Origin of the sequence: Kiloniella antarctica (genome assembly GCF_042682825.1) — a bacterium.
Classification (GTDB): Bacteria; Pseudomonadota; Alphaproteobacteria; order Kiloniellales; family Kiloniellaceae; genus Kiloniella; species Kiloniella antarctica.
Genome location: NZ_JBHUII010000013.1, coordinates 165,227 through 183,253, shown reverse-complemented (window position 1 = coordinate 183,253; position 18,027 = coordinate 165,227). Strand labels below are relative to the sequence as shown.

Genomic DNA, 18,027 nt, shown 5'->3' with positions numbered 1-18,027 from the left:
CCTGCTTTTGTAAGTCGATGTTGGACTTAGTTCTCAGGCGAAGTGAATATTTCTTTCTGAGGAAGGATTTCCATAGTGCTATCAATGTTAATGATAACCTCGGAGAGATTTTTCTTTCCGATCCTTCGCAGTTTGTAGTTGATCCGATATAGACCCGGGGCAAAAGGTAAGCTGCTGGTGTGGCGAAAGTTTTTTAAACTAAATACGAGACTGGATTGTGCCGTATCAACCGTTTTGAAAACGGTACCGTCTGGTTTGAATATTTGTAGTTCTTCTTGATCCCCTAGCTTGATCCCCCAGAGATTGACCCAAAAATAGAATTCAGTTGTACCAGGGGGATATGTTTTGAATTCGCTATGGTCAGAGTCTAATTCTTCAAAACTCAGGGAATGGTCAGAAAAACCGACCTTAAATACACCACCGTTACGGTAACCTAGCTCAGCATTTGCATCTGCTGACCAATAGGACCTCCCCGTGGCGGCAGCTTCACAGCCTTCATTACCCTTCATGCCCGTAAAGGGATCAATATTCTGACCTTTGTACGAGAGATGGAAATGTAAATGAGGGAAGCTCGTCGAACCAGACAAACCAACCAAACCAAGTAATGATCCTCTTGCGACTTCTTGGCCCGGTTTGACTATCACGCTTCCTTTGCGCAAATGCCCATAGTGTGTCCGCCATCCGTTACCGTGATTTACAACGACTGAATTACTTGGTCTGGGTGCGAGACCGCGTGCAGCCCTAACTTCATCTTGATTTAAAGCGCGATCAGCAATGCCATCTTTGATGATTTCGATTTTACCTTTGGCGGCCGAAATGACGGGAAAGCCGGTTTCTTTCCATTTTGGAGAACTGACACGGATGTCGATCCCTTTGTGGCCGTTATAGGTAAGTATGCCGCAGGTGTGATCCAGTGCTTCTGGGCCTGGTGCGTAATCAAAGTAGTGCTGTATAAAACAATCTGTTGAAGTGTCGCAAACAACGGGAAAGGCCAGCAAAGGCGCGGAAAATTCTTCAGGTTCAGCCTGTGCCATTGAGCCGGAAAGAAGACATAGTCCGGCGGCAAAGCTCAAAATGTAGGGGAGAATAATCGGCCGGAAATTAATCGAGATCCTCCACAACAAGCTTGCCATTCTTGATACTGAGGGCGATTAGCCCTTTTTTCAGCCTGAGAGCCTTTTCGCCAAAGACTTCACGTCGCCATCCAGAGAGCGCTTTTACATCAGCGTTATCATCGGCAGCAATTTTTTCTAAATCGCTGCTATTGGCAATCAGTTTTTGAGCAACGTCGTACTCATCACACGATTGTTTTAGAAGTACGCGTAAGAGATCCATTATGGCACCCAGGCCATTATTCGGGATTGTACGTTCTTTGGGCGCAGGACAGTCTTTTCTGGGAAGATCCAAAGCTTTTTGGACCGCGATTAAAATCTCCTTGCCCAGACGTCCCTCGGCCATATCAACGGACACGCCGCGGGTTTTGGAGAGATCTTTCGCATTTGTGGGACGGTTAGAAGCAACGTCGTAGAGCTGCTCATCCTTGATCACTCGACCTCTTGGGGTATCTCGGCGCTGGGCTTCTATTTCACGCCATGCAGCCAACTCCTTGAGGATTGCCAGGTAATGGCGATCATTGGATCGGGTTTTTAGTCTGAGCCACGCTGTTTCTGGATCTTGTCGGTAAGTTTCTGGGTTTTCAAGAATAGCCATCTCTTCATTGAGCCAGTGTTCCCGACCGCTTTTATCAATTTGTTCACGTAACTTGGCATAGATGTCGCGCAGATACGTTACATCTGAGAGGGCATAGGATATTTGTTTTTGTGTGAGGGGGCGACGTGACCAGTCTGCAAAACGGGCAGATTTATCAATCTCAACATTCACCAATCGACGGGCTAAATTGTCATAACCAATGGAATCGCCAAACCCGCATACCATGGCGGCGACTTGGGTGTCGAAAATCGGGTGGGGAACTTCGTCCATCAACAGGTGGAAAATCTCCAAGTCCTGTCGTGCGGAATGGAAAACCTTGAGAACATCAGGTTTTCTCATCAGATCAAAGAGGGGGTTGAGATCAATGTCTGGCGCGAGCACATCAATCGCGGCGAAGCGATTGGCATCTGCAACCTGGACAAGGCAGAGTTTCGGCCAATAGGTCGATTCACGAAGAAACTCAGTATCAACCGTTACGACGTCAGATTGGGCCAACTCGTGGCAGAGATCTGATAGTTCTTTGCTGGATGTAATCAATGTCATGGCGGGACTATACGTGCCAGATCCGTGCTTAGAAAGAGCAATGTGCAAAACCTGTAATTTCCAACAATTATAACGTAAAACATGCGGGAAGCATTTTTTTTCGTTCACTTTAGCCAAACTTCAGGCTCTAAACCTTGACAAAAGGGCGTTTGAATGCCTTTTTCCAACGGAATATTTGATGGTTTTGGCAAGGCGTACGATTCAATCTGGTTGGCGATAAAGTTTTCTACCAAGGCTCTGGCTTTGGAATGGCCTCGTTAATGATTGTAAGCCACGCATTCTTGCTGAACTTGGACAGCTAAAATACCAAAGGAAATACTATGCACCCGTTTCGTTCCCATAAATGTGCTGAACTGCGCCTTTCAGATGAAGGTCAGGAGGTTCGCCTATCTGGTTGGGTCCACCGTAAGCGTGATCACGGACAACTTCTTTTTGTTGATTTACGTGATAGCTTTGGTATTACGCAGTGTGTGGTTGATATTTCCAGCCCGCTATTCAAGGAGTTGGAAAATACGCGGGTGGAATCAGTTATAACTGTAACTGGTGAAGTTGTTCGTCGTAGCCCTGAAACGATCAACCCGACTTTGCCGACTGGTGAAATTGAAGTTCGGGTACGTGATCTCGAAATTCAGTCTCGTGCCGATGTTCTTCCTCTTCAGGTGAACTCTGATGAAGATGCGGGAGAGGACACCCGTTTGCGCTATCGTTATCTCGATCTGCGTCGTGAAAAAATGGTCAAGAAGCTCAAGCTTCGTTCTGGTGTGATCTCTTCTCTTCGTCGCCGTATGATCGAACAGGATTTTATGGAAATCCAGACACCTATTCTGACGGCTTCCAGCCCGGAAGGTGCCCGTGACTTCCTCGTGCCAAGTCGTATTCACCCTGGTAAATTCTATGCGTTGCCACAAGCACCTCAGATGTTTAAGCAGCTGTTGATGGTAGGGGGTGTTGACCGGTACTTCCAGGTTGCGCCTTGTTTCCGTGACGAAGATAGTCGTGCTGATCGCTCCCCTGGTGAGTTCTATCAGCTTGATTTTGAAATGAGCTATGTAACTCAGGATGATGTTTTCAACGCAATTGAACCCGTTCTGCATGGTGTTTTTGAAGAATTTGCAGATGGCCGTGAGGTTTCTTCTTACCCGTTCCAGCGTATTCCTTATGCGGAATCTATGGCGAAATACGGTTCTGACAAACCCGACCTTCGTAACCCGATCATCATCAATGATGTAACCGAAGTTTTCCGTGGTTCTACTTTTGGTATCTTTGCCCGTGCCATTGAGGGCGGCTCTGTTGTTCGCGCTATTCCTGCACCAGGCACAGCTGCAAACCCACGTAGCTTCTTTGATAAGTTTAATGACTGGGCACGTAAAGAAGGTGCGGCGGGTCTTGGCTACGTTATCTTTGATAAAGATGGTGTTCCAAAAGGACCAATTGCCAAAAACCTTGATGAAGAGCGCTTGGCACAGATTAAAGAAGTTGCGGGCCTTAACAACGGGGATGCTGTTTTCTTTGCCTGTGATAAAGAACTTGCAGCCGCCAAATTCGCGGGTCAAGTTCGGAACAAACTTGGTGTGGATCTCGACTTGCTCGACAACAAAGTCTTCAAGTTCTGCTGGATTGTTGATTTCCCAATGTTTGAATTGGATGAAACCACAGGCAAGATTGACTTCAGCCACAACCCATTCTCTATGCCACAGGGTGGAATGGAAGCGCTTGAAAACGAAGATCCTTTGACGATCAACGCTTACCAGTACGATATTGTTTGTAATGGTATCGAACTATCCTCTGGTGCTATTCGTAACCACCGCGCTGATATCATGTACAAAGCCTTCGAGGTTGCTGGTTACAGCAATACTGATGTTGAAGAGAGCTTTGGTGGTATGTTGTCAGCCTTTAAATTTGGTGCACCGCCCCACGGTGGATCTGCCCCAGGTGTTGACCGTATGGTTATGATGCTGGCTGATGAGCCAAATATCCGCGAAGTTATTGCTTTCCCAATGAACGGTAAAGCGGAGGATCTTTTGATGAAAGCTCCGGCTGAAGTTGATGAAGCTCGACTTCGTGAGTTACACATAAAATTGGATTTGCCGTTGGAAGACGCAGAGTAAGTTTTCTGCTGTGACAGATTGAGGCTCTCTAGAATAGGAGCTGATATCGCCTGAAAATTAAAACCGCACTGTTTTTATAGAACAGTGCGGTTTTGACTCGCCCCAGTTGGAAAGTGGATCACTCTTTCCTCTTGGAGTCGTAATTTTAATAAAATTTTACGGTTAACCATGTTTTTCCTTGCGTTGAGATTCAAAATGACTCATGATTCTCGTAGGTTAAAGGTTATTCTTGGGGGGATACCATGCGACAAATTCTTGTAGCCGCTTCACTTGCTTTCACATTAACAGGTTGTGCGCTGCCTCCGGCAATTGGGGTTGCCTCTCTTGCTGTGGATGTCGCGAGTTATTTTTTTAGCGGTAAAACCCTTTCTGATCATGGAATATCGGCGGTTGCTCAACAAGATTGCGCTCTAATCAGAGTGATGCAAGGCGAGTTGTGTGAAGAGTATACTGACTTTGAGGTGGCTGATGCCGTTCTTGAGCCTTTATCTCCAGCCGATGAAATCGAGATTGCTGAGGTATCAAATGTTGATAGCTCAGTCAGCTACTTTTCCGAAGATGCTCAATTGGGTGCTGTTGACCCGAATGCTGTCTCGCCTTACTCACAGGAAATCGCGGCAATTGATGCCAGAACGAATCACCTTGAGATAGAAGTCGTTGAGTTGGATTATCAAACGGCAGAATTTTTTGAAGATGCAGCGTATCTAGCTGATGAGGTAAATCCAGTTGGCTTTGGTGGGTAACGCTTCCAGAGATATATTGAAGTCAGCAGTCAGCCAGTAACATATTCGAATATAAACCAAAAAGCAGTCCTCAAGAGGGACTGCTTTTTGGTTGAAGGGGCCCGGTTATTCCTGGTTAGGAGCCAATGACAGCGCTTATCCCCAATCGGTAGAAGTCAGTAATTGGGAATGGGCGTGTTAAAAAATAATCAGGATGGCCTTCTTTCGAGGAAAATATTTTTCGAGCCAGCACATGTCAGATCGCTGCCTTTACTGTGATACATAGCTTTATCTGCAAGATGAAGAAGTTGAGTTGCCGTGCTTGATGAGGTGTACTTTTCATGCCCGACACTGACGGATACTGGGATTTTATGTTTCCCCCAGCGTACGACGAGCAAGTTAAGTACTTTGGTGAGTTTGTTGACAATAGCTGTTGCTTTGTCGGGAGAGGTATTGGGCATAAGCACCGCAAATTCATCACCACTTAATCGAGCAACATAATCACTCTTACGACAATGGCTTTGTAAGGTTTTTGCCACTTCTTTAAGAACATTATCTCCAGCAAGATGACCATAAGTATCATTGACTGACTTAAAAAGATTCATGTCACATATAAGAAGGACGCCTTGATCTCCAGTTCTTGAGGCTCTGCTGAGGGTACGATCAAGCTCCTGCTGAAAACCTCTTCGATTGAGTAACCCTGTGAGCTCATCCGTTATGGAAAGTGTTTCAAGATATCGGATGCGTTCTTGTTGCTCTGACAGAGTTTGCTCTGCAAGGGCTGCAGCTTCAAGTAACTCTAGTACTTGTTTACTTGATATTTTTTTATTGTCACTTGTATGTGAATAGGCAATGCGTCTGAGACGAAACATGAGATTGTCTCTGTCAGCTGATACTTTGACTTCATCATTTTGGTCGAAAGTCAAAGGGCGTAGCGTGTCAAGTCTATCAAATGCGTCCGTATATGTCACGTTCATCACCATTACTGTTGTCTATAACCTTAGAGAATATGCAAATTAAGTGCCAAGGTTGTCAGTTTGAAGAGTGCATTGTTATTAAAGGGAAAAGCCTGTTGTTGAAAACGCGAAGGTGATGACAAGTGTGCAAAATGTTCACTGAGAATGGGGCGTAAACGAATGGGCGGCAATAACTGCGCCCTTATTTAGGGGGCTGATAATTTAATCGTTAGAAAGGCGAACTTGGTAAAACGGAAAAAGGGGGACTTTAGTTTAAAATAATTTTCTAAACCATCTAAATGCCATAATTATCGCTACTTAATGGGGCGAGATGGTGTCATGGTTTGATGGATATTTTTGACCTTTGATGGGAAAATTTTATAAATGGTTTCTTATAATTGTGAAAATCAACGGAGCTTTTTTTATGTCGCCTCATGCGCGTTGAATATTGCGATCCTGGCGATTGCTATACTGGGGTCAAAAGCTGTTCAGGCTTCGCCTGCTGGAGTTGACCTTCTGCCTCATAATGCTGTCTATCGTTTGGGACTTAATACCTCACAAGAAGGGGCAATTAACAGTATGAAAGGCCGCATAGTTTATGATTGGACAAGTGACTGTAAGGGGTGGATTGTTAAAAGTGATCTAGACATGGATATTGCTTATAGCAATGGGAAATCTATCCAGATGGCCACGCGGTTTAGTACTTGGGAAGCGCAGGATGGTTCAAAATTTCGATTTGCAGTCCATCAAGGCGATAATGTATCTGGACCGTCAAGTTTTATAGGACGAGCCATTCGCAATGAAGCTGATAACATGGTTACTGTAGATATTACTGGATCTGATCATAAAACGAGCGTCCTTAATGGGGTGCTTTTCCCAACGGATTTTCTTGTTGAAATAATATCAGAAGCTAAAAAGGGTACTCAAAGTATAAATTACCCTGTGTTTGACGGAACTACTGAGCTTGAGGCCTTTAATGTTTCAGCTGTTATGCTGCCTCTGGAGGCAAAAAGTGACTTTCCAGAAATGGAAGGTCTTGCAGCGTGGCGTGTTTTCTTAGCTTATTATGACCAAAAAGATGGTAGTACATTGCCCGTACAAGAACAGTCATTGTTGTTGTACGAAAATGGTGTGGTAACAGATATCGAACTCGATTTTGGCGATTTTACTGTGGCAGGTAATTTGATTGAGTTTGAATCAAGAAAATTACCCGTTTGTAAGTAAGTCATGGTTGGCCTTTTAGGATATTTTTTTTGGGGGGCCTTTGTAAGATCGCCCTTTGAGTATGCTTTCTTTCCCAAGTTTATTACGAACAGCATCAAGGGCGCCTTCAATCTTTTTCCGTTTCTCTTTTTGTGGATCAAGGAAATCATCGGGATCTGCTAATTCGCCAGATACCAAATCACTGCCACCGACGCCAATTAACCGAAAACGTTGCCCATTACACTGTTCTTTGAGCAGAGGAAGAGTGGTTCGATAAATTTCTTCTGCAAGTTGAGTTGGTGAAAATGATTTTCGACTGCGTGAAATTAGTTTGAATTCGCTGGTCTTTAATTTGAGATTTATCGTACCTGCTGCATACTTTTTTATTTTCAGACTAGCGGAAACATTCTCACTCAATGACCAAAGAATATCGGAAAGTTTTTGAAAGTCGCTGATGTCCTGATTAAAGGTGGTTTCGTTTGATATGCTTTTTGTTGGGGATTTTGGCGTGACGGTACGATTATCTTCTCCACGGATAAAGTGGTAGAGCCTATTGCCCATTACGCCATATTTTTTCATCAACTCTTCTTCGCTGTAGGGGAGAAGGTCTTTTATTTGGCGCAACCCATCACGGTGAAGGCTTTGCTCCAAACTTTTTCCTACACCCCAAATAAGGCGCACAGGCTGTTCTTTCAAAAACTCCTGTGTATTGCTTCTTCCTAAAATAGAAAACCCACGCGGTTTGTCCAAATCGGATGCAATCTTGGCCATGGATTTATTATAGCTCAGGCCTACAGAAGCTGTAATGCCAACTTCGAGTTCGATTTTTTTGATTAATTTAGCCAATGTAATGGCGACGCAATGTCCATGTAGACGGTTCGTGCCGGAAAGGTCGAGAAAGGCTTCATCAATAGAGAGGGGCTCAACCAGAGGGGTGAGTGCTTGCATCATCGATCTTACTTTGTGACCAGCTTCTTTATATTTACTCATATTGGGGGGAACGATGACTGCTTTAGGGCAAGCCTGTAGTGCTTTATACATCGGCATTGCCGATCGAACACCATAGAGCCTGGCTAGATAGCAGCAAGTGGAAACAACACCGCGTTGTCCGCCGCCAATAATGACGGGTTTGTCCCGAAGATCTGGATTGTCACGTTTTTCAACACTAGCGTAAAAGGCATCGCAATCAATGTGGGCCATTGTCAAATCACCAAGCTCCGGGTGACTTAGAATGCGAGGAGAATTACAAGTTGGGCACCGCTTGGGAGGATGTTCTCGGGCGGACTTATTTTTTTCCCAATGAAAGCAATCTCTGCAAAGTAAGGACATGATAAATCGCGTTTAATAAATGTTCTCCTTTTATATCCTTTTTGTTCCATTTAATGCAATGAATTGTTCCTAAAAAAGCTTATTTAGCTGAGAGTGAACAATGGCTCTGATTAAGCGAATGGTTTCTAATGCCGAAAATAAGAAGAAGGTCTTTAACGCATTTTGTTATATAATGTTTTTTGACTTGGATAAAAATGTTAATAATATTTCTGTTACCTTATGTTAACTAAAGTTGAGTAGTGTGACATTCAAGGGTATTGTTTCAGAGTATTATGGTTAACTATCTGAGACATTTTACAAAACGTATGGGGCCCCATACGTTTTTCAGAAGGCATCGGCAGGATTCATTTATGAAGGCTAATAGCGAAAAAACCGTTCTCGTTGTCGAAGACAATGAGCTAAATATGAAGCTTTTCCACGATTTATTGGAAGCTCAAGGGTACAACATCCTTCAATCCAAGGATGGTATGGAAGCGCTTTCTATTGCGCGAACACATAAGCCTGATCTTATTTTAATGGACATTCAGTTGCCAGAAGTGTCCGGGCTGGAGGTTACTAAGTGGCTGAAGGAAGATGATAATCTTCGCGCTATACCCGTAATTGCTGTTACGGCTTTTGCGATGAAGGGGGATGAAGAAAAAATTCGTGAAGGTGGGTGTGAAGCCTATATTCCAAAACCAATTTCTGTAACGAAATTTCTAGAGACGGTTGAGCGATTCTTAAACTAGAATTGCGGGAACTTTTTGAAAGAGTAAAGCATCAATGGCAGCTAGGATTCTGGTCGTAGACGACATACCTGCTAACGTTAGACTTCTTGAAGCCAAACTGATGGCGGAGTATTTCGAGGTTATCACGGCTTCGGATGGTCAATCTGCCCTAGATATCGCAGAAAAAGAAATGCCGGACATCATTCTTTTGGATGTTATGATGCCCGGTATGGATGGGTATGAGGTTTGTAGTCTCCTCAAGAGCAACCCTAAAATGCGACACATTCCGGTTGTTATGGTCACTGCGCTTAGCGAAGTTAGTGATCGTGTACGTGGTCTAGAGGTCGGAGCAGATGATTTTTTAACAAAACCGTTAAATGATGTCGCTTTGTTCGCTCGTGTAAGATCCCTTGTTCGGTTGAAGATGATGACCGATGAACTTCGAGTTCGGCAAGAAGCATCGTCTCGTTTTGGCTCTATTGGGTCGCATGAGATGGATGAGGAAGATGAAATTGCCAATGCGCATATTTTATTGGCTGAAAGCAATGATCTCACGGCGAGTAAGATCATTAATTTTTTAACTGAGCTGGATCACAAGGTCGATCATGCACGTGAAACCCGAACTGTAATAGACCTAGGTCAAGAGAATAGCTATGACCTGTTTATTGTCGCCCTAGACCTTGGGGGAGAAGATGGTCTACGGCTTTGTTCTCAACTAAGGGCGCACGAAGAAACTCGACACGTTCCCATCTTACTTGTTCTAGAAGAAGAAAACCTTTCTCAGTTGGCAAAGGGCTTGGACATTGGCGTTACAGATTATCTCGTAAAGCCGATTGATCCAAATGAGCTAAGAGCACGGTGTAAAACCCAGATAAAACGCCGTAGATATCATGATCGTCTGACTGATATGCTTAAAAAGAGTGTCGCGCTTGCTTATACGGACTCTTTGACCGGTGTCTTTAACCGCCGCTATATGAATGCTCATCTTGATCGGGCAATTATGGAAATTGCCGAAACCGCAAAACCTGTTTCAACTTTGATGTTGGATATTGATCATTTTAAGAACGTGAATGATACTTTTGGTCATGCGAGTGGTGATGAGGTCCTTAAAGTGCTTGCCAGACGTGTTACAGATGCAATCCGTGATTTTGATATGCTGGCACGTTACGGTGGTGAAGAGTTCGTTGTGGTGATGCCCAGCGCGACCACAGAGCAGGCTTTTGCCGTAGCAGAAAGATTACGAGCCAGAGTAGCTGACACGCCAATTGGTATCCCTGGATCGGCGGAGCCTCTTAATATTACGATTTCTGTTGGGGTTGCGACGACATCTGATCCAATGGAGATTGCAGACAGTCTATTAGATCGGGCAGATACTGCCTTATACGAAGCTAAAGCTTTGGGGAGAAACTGTGTTTGTGTTGAGCATTCTGGCTCAAAAAATGCCGGCCATACAGGGACAATTTGATTGTAATTTTCCTAGTTAATTTCATTTAAAGAAAAACTGCGATCCGATGTTTGAGACGGGTCGTTTATAACAGCAGTTTGGGTTGAGATGTAGAGTATTATTCTGTGTTGTTAAACGTTGTATTTTGACAATAAAAAAGGCCGCTTCAAGCGGCCTTTTTTATTGTTTGCTCGATGAGCAACTATTTCATTTTCGCTTCTTTGAAAACGACGTGCTTGCGTGCGACTGGGTCGTACTTGCGAAGCTCTAGTTTTTCAGTAAGTGTGCGCGGGTTTTTCTTTGCTACGTAAAAGTAGCCAGTGTCCGCGGTGCTTACCATGCGAATTAGTTGTGTAGCCGGCTTAGCCATTGCGAAATCCTCATCGCGCTAGGTTGAATAATTATAGGGCCGAAACATAACGTTTTAGGACCCCAAGTCAAGCCCTGATATAACATTTTCTTTTCTAAAAATATCAAGGGTCTAAAAGTACGGTTACAAAGTCTATAATTTTAATTGGTAACTTGGGATGTTGTTGGTGTTGTACGCCCTTTGGCGAGGTCAAATAATGCAGGGGATGCCAATAGATACTCTGCAATATCTTTCTCAAGTTCTGAGGTGGTATTACTTTGGGGGCAGGTTGCCTTGATATTATCTAAGGCAATCTCGTCATCAAGAGCAGGAGAGGCAGATCTGACGTCATCTGCAATAGGAAGAATACCTGATTTTAACAAAGAGATAATATCCTCAACGGTTTGTGCATTTCCCATCGTTGTGCAGATGTCTGGGATGATGCCTCGCTTGTGGATGGCATAACCGGAGGGTGCATGGAACCTAGCCCATGTGACACGCATCTCAGCGCCATTGGGTAGGTCCTTTAACCTTTGTACAGTCCCTTTTCCAAAGGAATTACTGCCAATTACTATTGCTCGTCCTGAATCTTGAAGCCCTGCTGTAAGGATTTCTGATGAAGAGGCTGAATTAGAATTGATTAAAACAATAATGGGTAAGCCTTTGGCTATATCCTGACTATCTGCAGAACTATCATTTTGACTATCTGGGTGTCGTCCCCTTGTCGTAATGATTGTACCGCTAGAGATGAATAAATCAGCCGTTTTAATTGCTGTACCCAGTAAGCCGCCACCATTGTCTCGTAAGTCAATAATATAACCTTTAAGATTCTCACCGAGTTCTTTTTGGGCTTTTCGGACCTTACTTCTCATATTTGAGGTCGTGTACTTATTAAAGCTCGATATATGTAGATAAACGATATTATCATGAATAGAACTGCTTACTGTTTGAACGGTGATTTTTTTGCGTGTAATTTCAAACTGCAGTGTAATTGGATTCTTTTGATTGCGTTGAACAGTAAGGCCAACTCTTGAATTTTCAGGGCCTTTCATAAGGCCTGTAATGACCGTTTCTGTAAGTTGGCTTATGTCTCTGTTGTTGACTTGGGTTATGATGTCTTCTTTTTCTAGGCCGGCTGATTCTGCGGGAGTGTTTTCCATAACAGAAAGTACTCTGGCACCCTTTGGTACTTTTAGATAACGAATCCCTAGTCCAAAAAATCCATTCCTATTGTCTCTGTCCGTACGCGCAATATCTGGTCGAGAATATCGAGAAAATCGATCTAATTCACCTGCGATCCCATCGAAAGCTGCCTGATATATTTGCTCTCCGCTGGCATGGTTGAAATCACTGGACAATGTCCTGGCCTCTGTAATGACCGAGGCGGTTAGCCGGGCCCATGCATAGCTGCTGAGGGTTGAGGGGTAACCGTGGCGGGATACAGGTTCACCAGCATAGTTTAGAGTTAAAGAATCGCCGTGATCAATTATTTCAATTTCAGGGTCTATTGTTGCGAGATTATCCATGGCAGCGAGGGCGAGCCGTGATGCATCGATCTCTTCAATATAAAATTCAGTAACGTGCTCAAAGCCTTGAGAGAAAAGGCGAGAGGCAACCTGTTGATCATAGGAAGCGGATAAGTCATAGCTTTTGTTCGGGTCATGATAAGTGCCGGAACAGGCACTAAGACCAAGCAGCAGTAGGAGAACGCCAAACTTTCGAAAAAGTACTCGGTTAAAGTCGTGCAGATGCGGTGATGAGCTTAAGGGCATCTACCCTTTCTCCTATCGTAAATTTTACAAATAAATAGTACGAGCAATATGCCCAGAAAAGTTATTGTAGCACCATATTTCCTAATTATATCAAACGGCAAGATTACTTTCTAAAATTTCCAAAATTTTGTTCGCTTAGATCTTGCTGTTTAAAAATCTTAGATTTTGTCTCGGTTACTTTTTTCTAGATCTGTTTGGGGAGGTACCAGGTTTTTTTCCACCCGATTTCCTTCTTGTATGATTACCGCGACCTCGTTTTTTATCTCTTTTGGGAGGGACAAGTTCGCCGTCGTCATCGCCTTCAACAATACGAAGGGCAACACCACCGGAAATTGGATTAGATTCCATAATGCGAACCATCACTTTTTCACCGAGGTGAAATTCTCGGCCCCATCTGCGCCCAGTTAATGTATGGTTTTTCTCGTCATGAATATAATAATCATCTGGGAGCTGGCTCATGGGAACCAGACCGTCAGCACCAGTTTCATCCAGGGTAATGAAAAGACCTGCGCGGTGAACCCCATTAATTTTACCAGGAAAAATCGTTCCGATTTTGTGCGACAAGAAAGATGCTGTGAAGCGATTGATGGTATCACGCTCGGCAGCGGATGATCGTCTTTCAGTGGCAGAGATATGTTCGGCAATATCGTTAAATTTGGTTTCTTCTCCGCTTGTAAGACCATCGTCGCCTAGCTTCAATCCTCGGATCAAAGCCCGGTGAACCATCAAGTCGGAATAACGGCGAATGGGAGAAGTAAAGTGGGCGTACCTACTTAGGGCTAAACCAAAATGCCCTTGATTGGTCGGGTCGTATCGGGCTTGGCTTTGGGCGCGGAGAATAAGCTCGTTTACCAGCTTGGCCTGGGGGAGGTCAGAAATTCGTTCAAGGACTTGTGTGAGTACTTTGGGACGAATGACTTGTCCTTTAGCAAATTTAATGCCCATACCATGCAAACTATCCGCAAGGCCTTCGATCTTTACGGGATCGGGTGCTTCGTGGACGCGATACATACAAGGGAGTTGACGGCTTTCAAGTTCGATGGCGGCCGCAACGTTGGCCATGATCATAAACTCTTCGATAAGTTTGTGGCTGTCGAGGCGGTCACGTTTAACAATATCAGTGACCTCACCTTGTTCATCCATTTTTACTTGGAATTCTGGGATATCCAATTCCAAGGTTCCACGTTTGTAGCGCGCCTTGAGCATAGCGTCATAAGCGCCTTTAAGGGGCTTGAGAACGCTATCGAGCAATTCAGCGGTAGTGGCATCAGGAGATCCATTGAGGGCGTCTTGAACTTGTTCGTAGGTCAATCTCGCCTGTGAGCGCATTAGGCCGCGAATAAACTTGTGTTTGACGAGTTCTCCATCAGCATCAACCCACATTTCAGCAACCAAACATGGTCGATCTTCGTTGGGTTTAAGCGAACACCATCCATTGGACAGTTTCTCTGGAAGCATGGGGACAACACGATCAGCAAAATAAGTTGAATTGCCTCGGGTTTGAGCTTCGTTATCCAGGGGGCTGCCAGAGCGAACGTAATGAGCAACATCTGCAATGGCGACCATAATGTGCCATCCGCCATCGTTGTCTGGATCAGGTTGTGCCCAGACGGCATCGTCAAAATCGCGTGCATCTGCCCCATCTATAGTAACAAGAGGCAGGTCTCTTAAATCCGTACGTTTGCCTAGTTCTGTCTTCTTGGCATCCTCGGCTTCTTCAAGAGCTTCTTCTGGGAAAGTATTAGGTATTCCACGTTCATGTATCGCAACTAAGCTGAGTGCTCGAGGACTGTTGATGGCGCCTAAGGTCTCGATGACGCGAACTTCTTTTAGGCCTTTTCTCGACCTTCCTTTTCGAATTTCACATAGCACCAATTCGCCTTGTTTGGCTTCTTTTGCGTATTCTGGATTGAGAATAAAGTCTTTTTTGGCTTTTTTATCAACTGGCTTAACAAAGCCACCTTCCTCAGTGATTTGATAAATACCGAGGATTTTAAGTTGGGCTGCCTCTAGCTTACGTATTGGAATACCTTGATAGCTTTTGTTATCCAAACGCTTGAGCTTTGCAAGAACCCGATCGCCAATAACCAGATCAAATTTGCTTTTCCGCTCGGGGAGAACGTAGATCATGGGCGCGGGTTGTTCTTCTTCCCAAGAAGCTGGAACCGCGATGAGCTCCCCATCACTGTCTATATGAGTGATCTCAATAACTTGTACGGGAGGTAATCTTCCATCAAGGTTGTTTTTTTTCTGGCGAGCTTCGCGCCCAAAGTGACCTTCGTTCTTTAATTCCTTGAGCAGTTGTTTGAGCGGTATTTTATCGTTACCGCGCAAATTAAACGCTCTTGCAATCTCTCTTTTGCCTACAGCAACAGGAGATTGTTGAATAAAGTCGAGTACCGCTTCTTTCGTTGGAAAGGGCGGGGAATTACGATCAGAACTCACGCCCTTATCCTATCAATTATTTTTCTTCAGTTTCAACTTTTTTAGCGGCTTTTTTAGCAGGCGCTTTTTTTGTTGCCGCTTTCTTTGTTGTGGTCTTTTTTGCCGCAGTTTTCTTTGGTGCAGCTTTTTTTGCAGTTGTTTTCTTTGCTGCGGTCTTTTTAGGGGCAGCTTTCTTTTTCGCAGGGGCTTTTTTCTTAAGCCCCTTCTTTTCAATCTGCTTGTTTAATATCTCAACAGCTTCTTCCAGAGTTACGGTTTCGACTTCCTTATCCTTTGGAAGAGATGCGTTCACTTTGTTCCATTTCAAGTAAGGACCGTATCGTCCAGAATGAACGGTGATATCAACGCTATCTTCTGGGTGAGGAGCGATGGTCCGAAGAGCTGTTGATGGACCTCTTTTTGGGGCTTCTGCGATGAGAGCAACAGCCCGGTTAAGGCCAACAAAGAGAACGTCGTCGTCACTTGTCAGTGATTTAAAGGTGGCGTTGTGTTTGACGTAAGGTCCAAATCGCCCGATCCCGGCAATGATCATCTCTCCATCATCAGGGTGAGCACCGATGTCGCGCGGCAAAGAGAGCAATCCTTGAGCAAGCTCGAAGGTAACGTCACTGATCGCAGTTCCTTTGGGAATGGAAACCCTTTTCGGTTTCTTCTTCTCTACGGGTTCACCAAGCTGAATATAAACACCATAAGGCCCTTTGCGGAGCGTAATCGCAAGTTCTGTTGCGGGGTCAATGCCCAGTTCTCTTGGCTGGCTTAGGTCGTTCTCTCCGCCTTCCCCGTCTGGGAGGGAGAGTTGGCGTGTATAGCGACAGTCAGGGTAATTTGAACACCCGATAAACCCACCTGTTTTGCCAAGCTTGATACCAAGACGTCCATCATCACAAGTTGGGCATTCTCTGGGATGTTTGGCTTCTGCATCTTCAGGAGTTGGGAAGAAGTGGTCATTGAGATCCGCATCTAGCGCCTCAATAACTTCGGTAATGGTTAAGCCCTTTGTTTCGTCTACTGCGGTATGGAAAGAATCCCAGAACCCACGAAGGACGACTTTCCATTCGGCTGTTCCTGCAGAAATATCATCGAGTTGGGTTTCAAGATCAGCAGTAAAGTTAAACTCTACGTAGCGGGCAAAGAAATTTCTCAAGAAGGTTACGACAATGCGGCCACGATCTTCAGGCTTAAAGCGTTTTTTCTCGAGGACGACATAGTCTCTGTCTTGAAGAACCTGTATAATAGAGGCGTAGGTCGAGGGGCGGCCGATGCCGAGTTCTTCCATCTTTTTAACCAGGCTGGCTTCCGAATACCGAGGAGGAGGTTGAGTGAAATGTTGTTCCTGGTTTATTTCTTCACGCTTGGCGACGTCACCTTCTGTTAATTTTGGTAAGCGGCGATCATCATCCTGGTCATCTTTGGCATCGTCCTTGTCTTCTTGATATAGTGTTAAGAAACCATCAAAACGAAGCACAGATCCATTGGCGCGTAGGACGGCACTGCCCTGAGCAACGTCAATATCAACCGCAACCTGATCCAGAATGGCACTTTCCATTTGGCTGGCAACGGTTCGGTTCCAGATAAGCTCGTAAAGTTTTCGGGCTTCATCGCTCAGGTGACTTGCAGCATCTTTTGGAAGCAGGTTTAGATTTGTAGGACGGATCGCTTCGTGCGCTTCTTGCGCATTTTTGGCTTTGCTTTTATAGACGCGCGGGTTGGCAGGCAGATAATCCTTACCGTATTGCTTGGCAATCAGATCGCGGCCGGATTCAATTGCTTCGGCAGATAGACTGACCCCATCGGTACGCATATAGGTGATCAGACCCACAGTTTCGCCACCAAGATCGATACCCTCATAAAGTTTCTGCGCAACTTGCATGGTGCGAGAGGCCCCAAAACCCAATTTGCGTGAAGCTTCTTGTTGGAGGGTTGAGGTCGTAAAAGGTGGGTGAGGATTGCGGCGAGATTGTTTTTTCTCGACCGTTTTTACCGTGAAACTGGTGGCGTCTTCTAAAACCCGTACAGCTTCGGCTGCGGCTTTAGCATCGCCAAGATCAAACTTTTCAAGTTTTTTGCCGTTTAGCTGGGTAAGGCGTGCTGGGTACTTTTGACCATCAGGTGTGCTGAGTTTTGCGTCAACCGTCCAGTATTCCTGTGGTTTAAATATTTCTATTTCGGATTCTCTGTCACAAATCAAACGCAAGGCGACGGATTGTACACGTCCTGCTGAACGGCTACCGGGTAGTTTGCGCCATAAAACAGGAGATAGCGTAAATCCAAAGAGGTAATCAAGAGCACGCCGCGCCAAATAAGCTTCGACCAACTCCATATTGAGTTCTCTTGGTTGAGAAAAGGCAAGCTGAATGGCTGACTTGGTAACCTCGTTGAAGACAACACGTGAAACCGTTTTGCCTTTTAGTTTCTTACGTCTTTGGAGTTCTTCGGCTAGATGCCATGAAATGGCTTCCCCTTCGCGATCCGGATCGGTTGCGAGAATGAGTTGATCTGCATCTTTAAGAGCTGCAATGATTTCTTTTAGGCGTTTTTCTGAGCCGCTGTCGACTTGCCAGGACATTGCAAAGTCTTCGTCGGGGTTGACGGAGCCATCCTTGGGCGGAAGGTCGCGTACATGACCATAACTGGCGAGAACATGATAATCGTCTCCCAGATATTTGTTGATTGTTTTGGCCTTGGCAGGTGATTCAACAACGACAATGTTCATGGCTTCAGGTGCTACCTACGTCTAAT

The 18,027-nt window shown here is 44.9% G+C and carries 13 protein-coding genes; 5 read left to right on the top strand and 8 right to left on the bottom strand.

Features of this window, described 5'->3' with window-relative positions:
* Nucleotides 1–26: 26 nt before the first annotated feature.
* Together ACFSKO_RS19445 and rnd are read right to left on the bottom strand one after the other, a co-directional pair.
* Nucleotides 27–1,133, bottom strand: a complete 1,107-nt coding sequence (locus tag ACFSKO_RS19445; protein ID WP_380254792.1) for a M23 family metallopeptidase — start codon at nucleotides 1,131–1,133, stop codon at nucleotides 27–29.
* On the bottom strand, nucleotides 1,102–2,361 hold the full coding sequence (gene rnd / locus ACFSKO_RS19440) for a ribonuclease D (RefSeq protein WP_380255419.1): 1,260 nt from the start codon (nucleotides 2,359–2,361) through the stop codon (nucleotides 1,102–1,104). The genes ACFSKO_RS19445 and rnd overlap by 32 nt, the downstream gene beginning before the upstream one ends.
* A 212-nt stretch (nucleotides 2,362–2,573) precedes the next feature.
* On the opposite strand from rnd, the gene aspS reads away from it, so the two are divergent.
* Nucleotides 2,574–4,361 (top strand): aspartate--tRNA ligase, encoded by a 1,788-nt coding sequence (gene aspS / locus ACFSKO_RS19435; RefSeq protein WP_380254790.1) that lies wholly within the window; start codon nucleotides 2,574–2,576, stop codon nucleotides 4,359–4,361.
* Between the two features lie 242 nt (nucleotides 4,362–4,603).
* The gene (locus tag ACFSKO_RS19430; protein WP_380254788.1) at nucleotides 4,604–5,104 is read left to right on the top strand and encodes a hypothetical protein; all 501 of its coding nucleotides are present in this window, start codon (nucleotides 4,604–4,606) and stop codon (nucleotides 5,102–5,104) included.
* A gap of 188 nt (nucleotides 5,105–5,292) precedes the next feature.
* On the opposite strand, the gene ACFSKO_RS19425 is transcribed toward ACFSKO_RS19430, so the two are convergent.
* Complete coding sequence (locus ACFSKO_RS19425; protein WP_380254786.1) at nucleotides 5,293–6,054, bottom strand: GGDEF domain-containing protein; 762 nt, start codon at nucleotides 6,052–6,054, stop codon at nucleotides 5,293–5,295.
* Between the two features lie 369 nt (nucleotides 6,055–6,423).
* Here ACFSKO_RS19425 and ACFSKO_RS19420 point away from each other — a divergent pair, with 369 nt between their 5' ends.
* The gene (locus ACFSKO_RS19420; protein ID WP_380254784.1) at nucleotides 6,424–7,263 is read left to right on the top strand and encodes an EipB family protein; all 840 of its coding nucleotides are present in this window, start codon (nucleotides 6,424–6,426) and stop codon (nucleotides 7,261–7,263) included.
* A 15-nt stretch (nucleotides 7,264–7,278) separates the two neighbouring features.
* Here the strand turns inward: ACFSKO_RS19420 and ACFSKO_RS19415 are convergent, their stop codons facing one another.
* A complete protein-coding gene (locus ACFSKO_RS19415) occupies nucleotides 7,279–8,571 on the bottom strand; it encodes a DNA polymerase IV (protein WP_380254782.1) in 1,293 nt (430 codons plus the stop codon).
* A 350-nt stretch (nucleotides 8,572–8,921) separates the two neighbouring features.
* Between ACFSKO_RS19415 and ACFSKO_RS19410 the strand changes: the two genes are divergently transcribed.
* On the top strand, nucleotides 8,922–9,299 hold the full coding sequence (locus ACFSKO_RS19410) for a response regulator (RefSeq protein ID WP_380254780.1): 378 nt from the start codon (nucleotides 8,922–8,924) through the stop codon (nucleotides 9,297–9,299).
* Between the two features lie 34 nt (nucleotides 9,300–9,333).
* On the top strand, nucleotides 9,334–10,743 hold the full coding sequence (locus ACFSKO_RS19405; protein ID WP_380254778.1) for a PleD family two-component system response regulator: 1,410 nt from the start codon (nucleotides 9,334–9,336) through the stop codon (nucleotides 10,741–10,743).
* Nucleotides 10,744–10,924: 181 nt separating this feature from the next.
* On the opposite strand, the gene rpmG is transcribed toward ACFSKO_RS19405, so the two are convergent.
* The 4 genes from rpmG to topA form a co-directional block, all read right to left on the bottom strand.
* Entirely contained in the window at nucleotides 10,925–11,092 is a 168-nt protein-coding gene (gene rpmG, locus ACFSKO_RS19400; protein WP_026261645.1) for a 50S ribosomal protein L33, read from the bottom strand.
* Between the two features lie 140 nt (nucleotides 11,093–11,232).
* The gene (locus ACFSKO_RS19395; protein ID WP_380254775.1) at nucleotides 11,233–12,843 is read right to left on the bottom strand and encodes a S41 family peptidase; all 1,611 of its coding nucleotides are present in this window, start codon (nucleotides 12,841–12,843) and stop codon (nucleotides 11,233–11,235) included.
* A 174-nt stretch (nucleotides 12,844–13,017) separates the two neighbouring features.
* Complete coding sequence (gene rnr, locus ACFSKO_RS19390) at nucleotides 13,018–15,288, bottom strand: ribonuclease R (protein ID WP_380254773.1); 2,271 nt, start codon at nucleotides 15,286–15,288, stop codon at nucleotides 13,018–13,020.
* A gap of 16 nt (nucleotides 15,289–15,304) precedes the next feature.
* Nucleotides 15,305–18,001: a type I DNA topoisomerase gene (gene topA, locus ACFSKO_RS19385; RefSeq protein ID WP_380254771.1), complete on the bottom strand. Its 2,697-nt coding sequence runs from the start codon at nucleotides 17,999–18,001 to the stop codon at nucleotides 15,305–15,307.
* Nucleotides 18,002–18,027 lie beyond the last annotated feature (26 nt).

Coding starts and splice junctions, on each gene's coding strand:
- ACFSKO_RS19445 (WP_380254792.1), bottom strand. CDS start 1,133: ATGGCAAGCTTGTTGTGGAGGATCTCGATTAATTTCCGGCCGATTATT.
- ACFSKO_RS19430 (WP_380254788.1), top strand. CDS start 4,604: ATGCGACAAATTCTTGTAGCCGCTTCACTTGCTTTCACATTAACAGGT.
- rpmG (WP_026261645.1), bottom strand. CDS start 11,092: ATGGCTAAGCCGGCTACACAACTAATTCGCATGGTAAGCACCGCGGAC.
- ACFSKO_RS19405 (WP_380254778.1), top strand. CDS start 9,334: ATGGCAGCTAGGATTCTGGTCGTAGACGACATACCTGCTAACGTTAGA.
- topA (WP_380254771.1), bottom strand. CDS start 18,001: ATGAACATTGTCGTTGTTGAATCACCTGCCAAGGCCAAAACAATCAAC.
- ACFSKO_RS19420 (WP_380254784.1), top strand. CDS start 6,424: ATGGTTTCTTATAATTGTGAAAATCAACGGAGCTTTTTTTATGTCGCC.
- ACFSKO_RS19415 (WP_380254782.1), bottom strand. CDS start 8,571: ATGTCCTTACTTTGCAGAGATTGCTTTCATTGGGAAAAAAATAAGTCC.
- ACFSKO_RS19395 (WP_380254775.1), bottom strand. CDS start 12,843: ATGCCCTTAAGCTCATCACCGCATCTGCACGACTTTAACCGAGTACTT.
- aspS (WP_380254790.1), top strand. CDS start 2,574: ATGCACCCGTTTCGTTCCCATAAATGTGCTGAACTGCGCCTTTCAGAT.
- ACFSKO_RS19410 (WP_380254780.1), top strand. CDS start 8,922: ATGAAGGCTAATAGCGAAAAAACCGTTCTCGTTGTCGAAGACAATGAG.